8 protein-coding genes and 1 pseudogene are annotated in these 14,041 nt (G+C 57.6%); 2 read left to right on the top strand and 7 right to left on the bottom strand.

Annotation, left to right across the window (positions count from 1 at the left end):
• Positions 1-21: 21 nt before the first annotated feature.
• The 6 genes from OH720_RS30155 to OH720_RS30180 form a co-directional block, all read right to left on the bottom strand.
• Positions 22-579 (bottom strand): phosphonate degradation HD-domain oxygenase, encoded by a 558-nt coding sequence (locus OH720_RS30155; protein WP_272603907.1) that lies wholly within the window; start codon positions 577-579, stop codon positions 22-24.
• A gap of 163 nt (positions 580-742) precedes the next feature.
• Complete coding sequence (locus OH720_RS30160; RefSeq protein ID WP_272603908.1) at positions 743-1,768, bottom strand: putative 2-aminoethylphosphonate ABC transporter substrate-binding protein; 1,026 nt, start codon at positions 1,766-1,768, stop codon at positions 743-745.
• Positions 1,769-1,801: 33 nt separating this feature from the next.
• Positions 1,802-3,526: a putative 2-aminoethylphosphonate ABC transporter permease subunit gene (locus OH720_RS30165; RefSeq protein WP_272603909.1), complete on the bottom strand. Its 1,725-nt coding sequence runs from the start codon at positions 3,524-3,526 to the stop codon at positions 1,802-1,804.
• The gene (locus tag OH720_RS30170; RefSeq protein WP_272603910.1) at positions 3,526-4,602 is read right to left on the bottom strand and encodes a putative 2-aminoethylphosphonate ABC transporter ATP-binding protein; all 1,077 of its coding nucleotides are present in this window, start codon (positions 4,600-4,602) and stop codon (positions 3,526-3,528) included. The genes OH720_RS30165 and OH720_RS30170 overlap by 1 nt, the downstream gene beginning before the upstream one ends.
• Before the next feature lie 215 nt (positions 4,603-4,817).
• Positions 4,818-5,681, bottom strand: coding sequence for a LysR family transcriptional regulator (locus tag OH720_RS30175; RefSeq protein ID WP_272603911.1), 864 nt, complete (start codon positions 5,679-5,681; stop codon positions 4,818-4,820).
• A gap of 16 nt (positions 5,682-5,697) precedes the next feature.
• Positions 5,698-7,959, bottom strand: coding sequence for a heavy metal translocating P-type ATPase (locus tag OH720_RS30180; protein WP_272603912.1), 2,262 nt, complete (start codon positions 7,957-7,959; stop codon positions 5,698-5,700).
• 85 nt (positions 7,960-8,044) lie between these two features.
• Between OH720_RS30180 and cadR the strand changes: the two genes are divergently transcribed.
• Positions 8,045-8,494, top strand: coding sequence for a Cd(II)/Pb(II)-responsive transcriptional regulator (gene cadR / locus OH720_RS30185; protein ID WP_150773704.1), 450 nt, complete (start codon positions 8,045-8,047; stop codon positions 8,492-8,494).
• 93 nt (positions 8,495-8,587) lie between these two features.
• Here the strand turns inward: cadR and OH720_RS30190 are convergent.
• Positions 8,588-8,902, bottom strand: a pseudogene (locus OH720_RS30190) (thymidylate synthase); the annotation flags it as partial.
• Between the two features lie 338 nt (positions 8,903-9,240).
• Here OH720_RS30190 and OH720_RS30195 point away from each other — a divergent pair.
• On the top strand, positions 9,241-13,740 hold the full coding sequence (locus tag OH720_RS30195; RefSeq protein ID WP_272603913.1) for an ATP-binding protein: 4,500 nt from the start codon (positions 9,241-9,243) through the stop codon (positions 13,738-13,740).
• The last annotated feature ends 301 nt before the right edge of the window (positions 13,741-14,041 follow it).

Here is a 14,041-nt window from a genome sequence, read left to right on the forward strand (position 1 = left end):
AGGCACCTCGGTGTAGGGGTTTTATGCAGCCAGCAGACGCACCGCCTTTTCCTTCAAGATGCCAAGATCAATGACCGGCACATGCATCTCCTTGGCCAGCTCATCCCACTGGCGCATGCGCAGACTGACCGCGCACAACGGATCTTGCTCAAAGGCTTCAGCCTCAGCTTCAGTCATCACCCCGCCCTGATACTCCAGCGTCCGGCGACTGGCTTCGCTCAAACGCTCGTAGTACCCCGGCTCCTTGAGCGTCAGGTAGCGCTTGGCTTGCACGTGGTACTCCACCAACCGCGCCATGCGCTCGCTGAAGCCGACGCTGCGCAAGTAATCGGCGCCCAGCCGTTCATGGCTGACCACGCCAAAGCCGCCCATGTTCTCGGCGCCTTCGGCGCAGATGTGCCCGATGTCGTGGAAAAACGCGGCAAGCACCACTTCGTCATCGAAGCCCTCGGCCATCGCGCACTGCGCGGCCTGAGACATGTGCTCGATTTGCGATACCGGTTCGCCGATGTAGTCGGCATCGCCGAAGCGCTCGTATAACGCGAAAACCTTGGCGACTGCTTGTTCGTTGGGGTTCATCAGAAGTCTCGCGATGAAGTGAAATGAGTGCTGAATTATAGACCGACTTCGCGGGCAAGCCTCGCTCCTACGGGTGACGTGTCGGTCGCGAATATTGCGTACGACACATCACCTGTAGGAGCGAGGCTTGCCCGCGAAGAAGCCCTCTCAGGCGCTGAAGATCTTACTTGGCCGCCACCTTCTCGGACTTACCGTCATACCGCTTGCGCCACTCGCTCAAAATCTCATCGCGATTCTTCGACGCCCAGGCAAAGTCATTCTTGATCAACCGCTGTTCATAGTCAGCCGGCAACTCGGTCTGCGGCTTGGCGATACCAGGCTGTGCGAGTACGGCGAAGTTCTCTTTATAAAGCTCCATCGCCTCAGTACTGGCCGAAAAGTCCGCGAGCTTCTTCGCGGCGTCTTCATGTGGCGTGCCCTTGATCACGGCGGTGGCTTCGATCTCCCAGCCCAGGCCTTCCTTCGGCAGGATGATGTCCAGCGGCGCGCCCTGGCGCTTGAGCTGGACAGCCGGGTATTCAAAGGAAATGCCGATCGGGAATTCACCCGCCGCCGCCAGTTTGCAGGGCTTGGAACCGGAATGAACGTACTGGCCGATGTTCTGGTGCAAGCCGTCCATGTACGCCCAACCCTGCTTCTCGCCGAAGGTTTGCAGCCAGGCACTGACGTCGAGGAAACCGGTGCCGGACGACGCCGGGTTAGGCATGACGATCTTGCCTTTGTACTCGGGTTTGGTCAGGTCTTGCCAGCTCACGGGCTTGGTCAGGCCCTGCTTTTCGGCTTCGACGGTGTTGAAGCAAATGGTCGCGGCCCACACGTCCATGCCGACCCAGGCTGGCGGGTTGGCGGCGTCGCGGTAGTTGCCGCCGATCTTGCCGAGGTCTTTCGGCGCATAGCTTTGCAGCATGCCTTGCTGGTCGAGGATCGCCAGGCTCGAAGCCGCCAGGCCCCACACGGCATCAGCCTGTGGGCGGTCTTTTTCGGCCAGCAGTTTGGCGGTGATGATCCCGGTGGAGTCACGCACCCATTTGATCTCGACGTCCGGGTTGGCCTTTTCGAACGCTTGCTTGTAGGTCTTGAGTTGTTCGGCTTCGAGGGCGGTGTACACCGTCAACTCGGTTTTCGCCGCAAAGGCGTTCAGGCTGAAAGCGGTGAGGACAGCAGCGGCCAGGGCCAGGGGCTTGAACATGATCTTTTCCTGTAGTTGAGTTGAGAGGGTGAATCAGTGACCAGGCGCGGTCTGCCGCCAGGCCTGCGAGCGACGCAGCAAACCGCGCGAAGCCCAGGCCAGCAGCAGGGACACGCCCGCCGAGGTGAACAGAATCAGGGTCGACATCGCCGCCGCACCGCCGACGTTGCCGGCGTCGTCCATGTTCAGCACCGCGACCGCCGCGAGGATGGTGTCGGGGCTGTAGAGGAAGATCGCTGCCGAGACGGTGGTCATGGCCGAGACGAACAGGTAGCGCACGATGTCCAGCAGCGCCGGCAGGCAAATCGGCACGGTGACCCGCAGGTAATGGCGGTACAGCGGCGCCTTGAGTGACAGCGCGGCAGCTTCGAACTCGGCATCGAGTTGGCGCAGCGCGGTGGTGGCGGTCATTTGTGCGGTGGTCAAATAATGCGCAATGGTGCACACCACCAGCAAGGTCATGGTCCCGTAGAGCACATGCAGCGGGTTGCCGGTGAGGTTGAAGAAGAAGACGTAACCCAGGCCCAGCACCAGGCCCGGCACCGCCATCGGTACGAAGCTGAGCATGCGCAGGGCCAGGTTCAACCCGCGCTGGCCTCGGGTTTTCTCCATCAGGTACGCACCGGTGAAGATCAACAGGCTGCCGATCAGCGCCGTGCACAACGCCATCTTCACGCTGTTGCCGTAGGCCAGCCAGCCGCCACCCGCGGTGTCGTTGAACTGGTAGTGGTTGAGCGACAGCGACAGGTTGTACGGCCAGAACTTCACCAGCGACGAGAACACCGCCATGCCGAACACCATCAGCAACGCGGCGCAGATCAGCAGCACAATCGCCAAGTAGCATCCGTCGCGCAGTTTCGATGGCGCCGGTTTGAAGACTTGTGCACGGCCGCTCATGGAGTCGCCATGACGCCGGCGCAGCCAGGCATCGACCCCGAAGCTGAACAGCGCCGGCAGCAACAGCACCATGCCGATCAACGCGCCGCGACCGAACTGCTGCTGGCCGACAACGGCTTTGTAGGCTTCCAGTGCCAGCACTTGATAATCGCCACCGACCACTACGGGTACGCCGAAGTCAGTGATGGTCAGGGTGAACACCAGGCAGAACGCAGCGAACACCGCCTGACGAGTCGCCGGCCAGGTGATGCTGCGAAAGGCTTTAGCCGGACTTGCGCCCATGCTGGAGGCGGCGTCGAACAGGCGCGCATCCGCCAAGGACAGTGCCGACAGCAAAATCATCAAGGCATGCGGAAAGGTGTAGATGACTTCACCCAGCACAATGCCCCAGAAGCCGTAGATATTGTCCGAGAGCAAGCCGCGCAGCATGCCCTGGTTGCCGAACAGGTAAACCAGAGCAATGCCGGGCAGCATCGATGGCGCCATCAATGGCAGCAGAGAAATGCCACGCCAGATGCCTTTGCCTGGAATCAATGTGCGTTGCAGGGCGTAGGCAAACAGGTAGGCCAGCGGTACGACAATGGCTGCAACGCTAAGGGAAACCTTGAGGCTGTTACCCAGCAACCAGTGGAAATTGGCACTGGTTACCAGTTCCTTGGCTGCAACCCAGCCACCGCCCTGCCCGGCTTCGGAACTGAAGCCGCGCCAGAAAATGGCCAACAACGGCATCAGTACCGCGACGCCAAGCAGCACCAGCAACAGGACTTTGCCGCCGACCACGAACAACCGGTCGCCGAGTTCGGCGCGGGACATCTGCCGCACCTGATTGTGCGGCAGCGCCACAGCGATGTTCGCATTCATCAGGCAAACACCTGCAGGCTCTGTGGCGGCAAGGCCACCATGATCTGCTGCGCGCCAAGGCGCGGCATGGCTTCGGGTGCCAGTTCGGCCAACAGTGCGTGGCCAGGCAAGTGATCAAGCTCGAAGCTCATGCGGCAGCGGTTGCCCAGAAAGGTGATTTCACGAACCTTGGCCGGAAACAGGTTTTCTTCATGTACCGGCGGATTGACGTTGATCGCTTCCGGGCGGCAGAACAATCGACCCGAGGCGTTTTTTGCGCTGCCGTCGGCCAAGCGCAGGTTCATTCCGCCGACCTGGGCGTGGCTGTCGCTGTTGCGGCTGAACGGCAACCAATTGCCCTGGCCGACGAACTCAGCCACGAACGGCGTGGCCGGACGGTTGTAGATTTCCTGCGGCGTGGCGTACTGCTCGACCTTGCCGTTGTTCATCACGGCAATACGGTCGGCCATCAGCATCGCTTCGTCCTGATTGTGGGTGACCATCAGCGTGGTGATGCCGAGGCTGCGCTGCAGCTGGCGCAGTTCGGTACACAGGTGCTCACGCACGCGGGCATCGAGTGCCGACATCGGTTCGTCCAGCAGCAACAGGGAAGGCGCCGGAGCCAAGGCGCGAGCCAGCGCTACGCGCTGCTGCTGCCCACCGGACAACTGGCCCGGGTACTTTTTCTCACTGCCGCTCAGGCCCACCAACTCCAGCATCTGACCGACGCGCTGACGCACCTGGTCGCGACCGCTGCCGGCCAGGCCGTAGGCGATGTTCGCTTCGACGGTGAGATTGGGAAACAGCGCGTAGGACTGAAACAGAATGCCGTAGTCCCGCGCCTGGGGCGCCAGGTGGGAAACGTCGCGATCGCCCAGATACAGCTCGCCACTGTCCTGTTTCTCCAGCCCGGCGATGCAACGCAGCAAGGTGGTCTTGCCGCAGCCCGACGGGCCCAACAGGCACACCAGTTCACCGGCCGCGACGTCGAGGGAAACGTTATCCAGCGCGGTAAACGCGCCAAAGCGCTTCTGTACGCCACGTACCTTCATCGGGGCGCCGGGGTTGGTCAGGGCAGTTGTGATCGAGTTGTTCATGGACGGACCTCATCTGGCAGATGAGGCCAATCCTAGGGTTGTAATGCGTCCGTCATGTGGCAGTAAGGCAAAAACCGCCGATAGTGGTATTCACGGATTTTGGTTGAGTAGCGCCTGTTGCGGCCTCATCGCTGGCAAGCCAGCTCCCACAGGTTTTGCACTATCCTGTGGGAGCTGGCTTGCCAGCGATGAGGCCAGAACAGGCAATAGATATCTCAGGCGGGAGACATTTCCTGCGCCAACCCCAGAAACGCCGCCGGCAATCGTGCGTTTTTTCGCTCTTTGAGGCAGTACAGGTACTCCGGAATCTGCGGCGCATTCTCGATGGTCAGCACGCGCAATTGCGGATCGTGGGGCACTTCCTGCCGGGCAATGATGCTGATGCCGATGTTGCGCAACACCGCCTCACGTATCGATTCGCGGCTGCCGATCTCCAGCAGCGGCCCGAAACTCACACCGGCGCTGGCGAGCAACTCTTCGGTCAAACGACGAGTGGTCGAGCCCGATTCGCGCATCAACAAGGTATGCCCAGCCAATGCGCTGAGCGGCACGTGGTCGTGAACCGCCAGCGGATGATTGCGATGCACCGCCAGCACCAGCGGATCGCTGCCGAGCACCCGGCGAATCAGTCGTGCATCCTCCAGCAGCTGCGAGGACGCCGCGACATCCACGCGGTATTCCTCCAGCGCTTCGAGCACCTGCTGGGAGTTGCCGATTTCCACCGACACTTCCACCTGCGGCAAGCGCTCGCGAAACGTCTTCACCAGATCGAGAATGTAATACGGCGCTGTGGCGGCGATGCGCAATGTGCCCTGGACCTGTCCGCTGTTGCGCAGGAAAAATTCGATCTCGGCTTCCTGCTGCAGCAGTGCCTTGACCATCGGCAACAGCCGCGCGCCTTCATCGCTGACGCTGAGACGGCGGCCGCCACGGTAGAACAACTCAACCGAGTACTGGCTTTCCAGATTGCGAATCTGGGTGGTCACCGTGGGTTGGCTCAAGCCGAGCTTTTTCGCTGCCAGGGTAATGCTGCCCAGGCGGGCAACCATGTAAAACGCCTTCAGCTCGGCACTCAGCACAACCGTCCCTCATCGATTATTTGCGCAGCAGGCGCAATCCATTGAACACCACCAACAGGCTTACGCCCATGTCAGCGAACACCGCCATCCACATGGTGGCGAGCCCGGCGAAGGTTACCCCAAGAAAGATCGCCTTGATGACCAATGCCAGGGCAATGTTCTGCTTGAGGATGCTCGAGGTTTGTCGCGACAGGCGAATGAATGCGGGGATTTTGCGCAGATCGTCGTCCATGAGGGCGACATCGGCGGTTTCGATGGCGGTATCGGTGCCTGCGGCGGCCATGGCGAAACCAATCTGCGAACGCGCCAGTGCCGGTGCGTCGTTGATGCCGTCGCCGACCATTCCTACCTGATGACCCTGTGCATAAAGTGTTTCGATGGCCTGCAGCTTGTCGCCCGGCAACAAATCGCCCTGAGCCTGATCGATGCCGACTTGTCCGGCGATCGCCTGGGCGGTGTGGACGTTGTCGCCGGTGAGCATCAGGGTTTTGATGCCCAGTTCGTGCAGCTGCTCAATGGCTTCGCGGCTGGACTCCTTCACGGTATCGGCGACGGCGAAAAGTGCCAACGGACCGGACTTGTCGAGCAATAGCACGACAGACTTGCCCTGTTTCTCCAATGCAAACAGCTTCTCTTCCAGCGCAGGTGAACATAAACCCAAATCTTCCACCAATCGATGGTTGCCCAAGTGGTAGAGCTGACCATTGATTTCGCCACGCACGCCGCGCCCGCCCAGGGCTTCAAAGTTATCCACAGCCCAAGGTGCAGGCTGTTTATCCACAGCCGCGGTGGCGATGGCCCGTGACACCGGGTGATCCGAACGACCGGCCAGCGCCGCTGCAATCGCCGGAGCCGTGGCGTCGGCAGAAGGGTCGAGTGACAGGTAATCGGTTTGCACCGGCTTGCCGTGGGTAATCGTGCCGGTCTTGTCCAGCGCCAGATAGTCGAGCTTGTAGCCGCCCTCCAGATAAACACCGCCCTTCACCAGGATGCCTTTGCGCGCCGCCGCCGCGAGGCCGCTGACAATGGTCACCGGCGTGGAAATCACCAAGGCACAAGGACAGGCGACAACCAGCAGGACCAGCGCGCGGTAGATCCAGTCAAACCACAGCGCATTCATGAACAGCGGTGGAATCACCGCCACCGCCAGCGCCAGGACAAACACCGCCGGGGTGTAGATTTTCGAGAAGCTGTCGACGAAGCGCTGGGTCGGTGCCCGCGCGCCTTGAGCCTGTTCGACGGCGTGGATGATCCGCGCCAGGGTCGAATGGTTCGCTTCGGCGGTCACGGCATATTCCAGGGAACCGGCCTGGTTGATGGTGCCGGCGAACACCTTGTCGCCAACGGATTTCTCCACCGGCAGGCTTTCACCCGTGATCGGTGCCTGATCGATGGTCGAACTGCCCGACACCACTTCACCGTCCAGGCCAATTCGCTCGCCGGGGCGTACCCGCACCCGCGCGCCGAGCTCAATGGATTTGACGTTTTGCGCAACCCAGCTGCCATCGGCCTGCAACACCGTGGCCTGCTCCGGCGTCATCTGCATCAGGCCACTGATGGCGTTGCGCGCCCGGTCCAGCGACCTGGCTTCGATCAGCTCTGCCACGGTAAACAGGAACATCACCATCGCCGCTTCCGGCCACTGTCCGATCAGGATCGCACCGGTCACCGCAATGCTCATCAGCGCATTGATATTCAGGTTGAGGTTCTTCAGGGCGATCCAGCCCTTCTTGTAGGTTGCGAGGCCGCCGCTGAGGATCGAGACCAGTGCGATGACCGCCACCACCCAGTTCGGTGCAGCGCTGGTGAAGTGAATCACCTCGGCCAGCAGCGCCCCCAGACCCGACAGTACCAAGGGCCACCAGGGCTTTTTCGCAGGCGCCGGGGCAGGCGCTTCAACGCCCTGCTCCAGCGGCTCGGCCTGCATGCCGAGGGACTTGATGGCGTCGATGATCGGTGCAGTGCCCGGCAGGTCGTGGGTCACGCCGAGCACACGGTTGATCAGGTTGAACTCCAGCTGCTGCACACCCGCCAGTTTGCCGAGTTTGTTCTGGATCAGCGTTTGCTCGGTCGGGCAATCCATGGCCTCGATGCGGAAACTGCTCAGCCGCGCGCCGGCGGTTGGCGTTTCGCTCAACTTGATCAGCGAAGGGGCCGCCACTTTGGCCGAACAGCAGGAATCGCCGTGGCCGCCATGGACATGTTTGTGCACAGGCTGCAGTTTGCGGCTGTGATCGTGATCAGCCCCGGGTTTGTGGGTGTGAAGGGAATCGCTCATCGGGTCGCGTCCTTGAAAGTGCCTGTTGCCAAGTAAAGACCCTGTAGCCACTATAGGGTCAAGCACCCATTTGGAGATTGCCGTCATGAAGATTGGAGAGCTGGCCAAACTCACCGACTGCGCCGTGGAAACCATCCGCTACTACGAACGCGAGAACCTGCTGCCGGAGCCGGCCCGCAGCGACGGCAACTACCGGGTCTATACCCAGGCCCACGCCGAACGCCTGACCTTCATCCGCAATTGCCGCACCCTCGACATGACCCTCGAAGAAATCCGCAGCCTGCTGGCCTTTCGCGACAGCCCGCAGGACCAGTGCGAAAGCGTCAATGCGCTGATCGATGAGCACATCCATCACGTCAAGGCGCGGATCGATGGGCTGCTGGCCCTGCAGGCGCAACTGCTCGACCTGCGCCAACGTTGTGGTGAAGGGCCGGGTATTGATCAATGCGGGATATTGCAGCGGTTGGAAGTGAGTGGCGGGGTTGTGGCGACGGAGGTGGAGCATTCCCATGTCGGGAGAAGTCATGGGCATTGAGGGCCTCTTCGCGGGCAAGCCTCGCTCCTACGGATTCGGCGTGAATCTGTAGGAGCGAGGCTTGCCCGCGAACACCGCGAAGCGGTGCCAGTCTCAGACCGCCATTGGCGCGGTCATCGGCGCATGGTGCTCGTAGCCTTCCAGCGAGAAATCACCCGGCTCGACCAGTTCCAGCCACTCCGGCTGGTAAACACCGGTCTTGGCAAACTCCGGTATGCGATCGGAAATAACCAGTTTGGGCATCGGGAACGGCTCGCGCTTGAGCTGTTCGTTGAGCATGTCCAGGTGATTTTCGTAGACGTGGGCGTCGCCGATGAAATAGGTGAACCAGCGCGGCGTGTAGCCGGTCAGGCGCCCGATCAGGCTCAGCAGCGCGGCGCCTTCGGTGAGGTTGAACGGCGTGCCCAATGGCTTCATGCGACACCTATGATGCACACTACGACTGTATCCTTGAGCAACATCTGTATCATCTCGTAGTGCAGAATTATAATTGCACATTACGTGAGAAATAACAAGCACTTACCTTCATTCATTGCGCATGCATTTGCGGGCCTTACCCACGTTGACGCCCAGGAAAATGTGTCGCTATGCCTACACTTGTTGATGGCCTCCGATACCCCTAGTTCCACCGATCTTCACGTAGACCCGTCTCGCCCACGGGCTAGTGACTCCGAACGCGTCCGTACCGTATACACTTGGCACAGGCCATCTGCCATTACGACAACCAGTTTTGCAACGGACACCTCATGGATTACAGACGCATCAGAGGCATGGATTCAGGACAGCGCCTCGCCTTTGAAGAACTCGTATGCCAGCTTGCACGACGCGAACCACCAGCCGCTGACGCGGAGTTTAAGCGAATAGAGGGCGCTGGGGGGGACGGAGGTATCGAGGCGTACTGGCTGCTTAGCGATGGAAGCGAAATAGGTTACCAAGCCAAATACTATCTAAAAGCAGGTGACATTGATTGGGCGAATATTGACGACTCCGTTAAGCGCGCCATGCAGTCACATCCATCACTGACCAAATATGTTGTGGCTTTAGCCTGCGACCTGACAGATAGAAGCGGCAAGCAAGGGGGCGGTAGAAGAGGCTGGGAACATTGGGAAGCTCATAAGGCTAAATGGATATCCTATGTTCCGCCAGGTCAGACGGTGGAGTTCATTCCTTGGACTGCCTCAGACCTGACTCACCGACTCTCCTTATCAAATGCCGAAGGCTTGAGAAGATACTGGTTTGGGGATGTCGAATTCTCACCGACTTGGCTTTCAGAGAAAGTCGACTGGGCTGTAAAGTCTCTCGATGAAAGGTTTCATCCTGAAGATCATGTCGAAGTCGGAATTGAAAAGCTATTCAAGGTAATCTTGCACGATCAGGACATTATTTCAGAGGCCCAAGCCAAGATCGACAAAGTCTGTGCTTTAGCGAAAATAAGCAACACTGAAAATGAATTGGGCACCTCTAGCACCGCTCTCTTGGAAAGCGTTGTATCCCAGGTAAGAAGGCTTGATGCGCTTAAAGTAAAAATCACACCTGACGCTTGGCTTACTTGGCCACTGGCGGAATGCCTTGCATGCATCGAACAAATCTCGGACAGCGTCCATGATCTCCAACGTACGGCATGGACAATCAAGGAAGAGAGACGTAATGCGAAAAAGCCCCGAAGCGAATCTTTAGAATCCTTAGATCATCAGTTGAGCGAGCTTAGCGACGCGTCATACGCACTGAGGTCATCACTTCAAGACAGATATTTCTCTGTAGAGCATAGCCGCAGTTTTTTCCTTAACGGAAAGGCCGGCACCGGCAAATCTCACTTACTTGGTAACATTGCTCAGCAAGCCATCTCGGATGGCAGGGTCGTTGTCCTTATACTCGGCCAACACTTGACTAACGAAAGTATCTGGAGCCAAGTCACTGACCGTTTAGGCCTTGGGGATATAGATCCTGATGCCTTCCTTCAAGCATTGAGTGCTGCTGCAGAGGTCACGGGCAAGCGTGGCTTGATTCTGATTGATGCTCTAAATGAGGGATCTGGCATAACCCTGTGGCGTAAGGAGCTTGCAGCGTTCATCGCTAGAATTGAGAAGCATAAAAACCTACTGGTTGTGTTCAGTTGCAGAAGTGAATATACACCTTACGTCATACCTTCCAGCCTTGACGAAAAAGTCCCATCTTTTCTAATTCGCGGATTCGTGACTCCTGAAGAACAGGCCCGCGCTGCTCGCATATACCTAAGTAAACGAGGAATCTCACAACCTAACGTTCCCTGGCTAGCTGCGGAATTCGTCAATCCGTTGTTTTTGCGAAGTGCCTGTATTGCGTTGAACAAAGAAAATCAAAAATGGTTTCCGAGAGGATTGACCGGTACTAAGCAGGTCTTCTCTTTTTATCTGAGAAGTATTGCTCGGCACTTAGGTACCGGAAGAGACGGCAGCGATGATCTCGTCAAACCAACCAATCAAGCCCTTTTATCGATTGCTATGGAGATGGCCGCACAGCGGCAAGACTACGTTTGTTACTCCCACGCCATACGCATCGTTGCTGATAAGTTTCATGCCTTTCCGCCTCCATCAGGAACAACCTGGTTTGAGGTACTTCAGCGAAGTGGATTGTTCAGGATTGATCCAGATCCAAAAAGCAGAGATATCGACCCATTCGACTCGTCTGAAGACATTGTCCGCTTTAGCTTCCAGAGGCTACAGGATTATTTGATGGCTTCGGGGCTTCTAGACGAGGTCAAAGACCCTGCAGAAGCTTTAATAAACGGCTCACTCCAGTTCATTCACAATGGAAAGCGGCTTCATCCCAAGTGGGCCGGTTTGGCGGAAGCACTGTCCGTACAGTTACCTGAACGCTTCCAAGAGGAACTTCTCGATGTCATGCCTGGCGGCGCAAATCAATGGGTAAACGACAACTCTAGCGGCAATGCTTTCATTGAAAGTTTGCGGTGGCGAGCTAATAAGTCGTTCAGCAACCGTACACTTGAACTCTTTGAGCATTTTCTTTCTGAGAACGACGATCATTTAGACATCATGCTTCAAGTGAGTGCGAGTGTAGGCCACCCGTGGAATGCGAAGTTTTTGCACAATCGGCTGGCGGCTCAGAGCATGCCCAAGCGCGATGCGTCATGGACAACTCAGCTGAACTTCCTGTCCATGGATGAGGAAAATACCGGTCGGCGGTTGATTGAATGGAGTGCCTTTGAGCAAAGCGATCAAACAGATCCAGAAGTCCAGTACCTCTGCGCAATAACATTGACCTGGTTTTTTACTTGCTCTCACCGGGAGCTGCGAGACAAAGCAACCAAGGCGCTTACGTCGCTCATGATCTGGAATCCCAGCCTGTATGGGATGCTTTGCAGGGATTTCAGCAAGGTAGACGACCTCTACGTTCTCGAGCGCCTACACACAGCCGCCTTCGGAGCCTGCTGTGTTGATCCTGACCGGCATCGACTGCGTACCTATTCGGAGGTCGCGTACAACGAGGTCTTCGACAGAGAGGATGTTCCGCTCTCGATTCTACTCAGGGACAGCGCGCTCGGCATTATCGAGCACGCACTGCTAAATGATCACCTGCCCGAACAGGTTGATATCGTGAAAGCAATGCCCCCTTATCAATCCAAAAACATCAGGTTGTCAGTGTCCGAAGAGGCCCTCGAAAAAGTGGCGAAGCGGGCTGGAGACTCGCAGATCCAAGATTCTTGCGCAGGATGGGGAGGCGATTTCGCCAGCTATGAGATCCAACCGAGGATCAGCTCGTTCTTGAACGTGCCATTGGATTTGCCGAAGCCTCTGAGCGCAACTCAGGTATATGAGCGGTTTGAGGATGAGGTCATCAACCACTGCGATCTAAGAACTGACGTCCTGAAACTGATGAACGATTTCAGGCCCAATGCATTCAGGGATCTCAGGCTCAAGCTTTCTGAGCAAGATATTGCTGAGCGCTCAGCTTACTTCGCAAGGGCTGAAAAAATACTTCTGGATATTTTGAGCCCTGATGAGCGGGCAAGATATAAAAAGGAGTATAAAAAACGCTTTAAACCCTCGACGGCTGGGGATGAAAGGTTACCTCACGTCGATATACAGGCGGCACAGCGTTGGGTCGCCAAACGAGCGTACGGGCTAGGCTGGACAAAAAGATTGTTTCCAGATGATCGTTCAGGTCGGTATGACTACAGCCGTAATCGACCATTGATCGAGCGCATCGGGAAAAAATACCAGTGGCTTGCTCTCGATGAGCTTCTCTGCAGCCTTGCCGACAACAAGTGGTTATCTGAGACGAGTGAACAGGGGGCACGTCGTTATGCCAGCCCTCTAGACATCGGCACTCATCGCGACATAGATCCAACCATCCTGCTCACTGACGAGCACAGCCGGCCTGATGTACACCATCCGGTGATCGATGAGTTTCGGATATCCATACGGGAGACCGTCGAAAACGACGTGGGGAAATGGCCATTCGAGGAGGAACCCTCTGACGGCATAGCAAACCTGGTAATCCGTACTGACTCAACCCATGCGGCATGGGTAGTCCTACACGAACATCGCTCTGTGACAGTGAAGTATCCAGAGAAGGAAGGCGGGGATCACGGCTCCAGGCAACAACAGTGGCGCTTCCTGTTGCCGGTGTTGGTGAGGCGGGAGGACGAACAACAGCTTCTCGATTACATTCGGGAAAAGCAAAAGCTGGACGTGGACTCATGGACAACCCGTGATTTCACGAACGATGGCTATCTCAGAGAGGCGCCCTGGCGCTCGACATGGGCTCAAGAGCAATGGTCAACGTACGATTTTCACGGCATAGGAGAAATCGAAGTTGCCTATCCCTGCTTCCGCCACTATTGGGAATCACATCTCGATGTCTCAATGCCCGAAGGAGCGCAGGCTTTAATACCGGCGCCTTGGCTGGCCCAGAGGCTCAACCTGAAGCCGCATCCTACGGATGAAGCTGTCTATGTGGATCACTCTGGAGAAACTCGCTTCATTTGCGGCAGAAGCCCAGGTGATGGCTCACACGCGTTTATCCACCAGCAGCTTTTCCAGACATTTCTGGAGGAAGACGGGCTTGCTTGCGTATGGGTTTTTGTGACGGAACGTAGCGCATGGCCGGGCGGTGACAATGAACATGCATCCCGGAGACGCTCAGAGGGTGTGGTGTGGGACGTGCATAGCAAGTTACAGCTGTTTCATTGGAGCGATGATTGGGCCAGGGGCGACTCAGAGCAGTACGTACCCGCAAAGTTTTAGTTAACCAGCTCACATCAGTAGCACGAATAGCCCTAAGTATCTGCGTTGGTGTCTCGCAGCTTGATGGCGACTCACGCAGAATCCGGTTTGGGCTTGTCCCCTTCGGGGTACGGCTGTCGTAAACCAAATCCTGGCTTTGCCAGGTTTTGGCCCTCCGGGCTTCATCCTCAAGCCTCTGGCCCATCCTGGGCCGGCGCGCTCCGCTTGCGCTAGAGAGGATATGTGCTCACAGCGCTGCTGCATCCTTGAGCAATGATGCCAGGACTATGGCGCATCGCCACTTTTCGGCTACGCTGAGGAG

This window comes from Pseudomonas sp. WJP1 (assembly GCF_028471945.1).
GTDB lineage: Bacteria > Pseudomonadota > Gammaproteobacteria > Pseudomonadales > Pseudomonadaceae > Aquipseudomonas.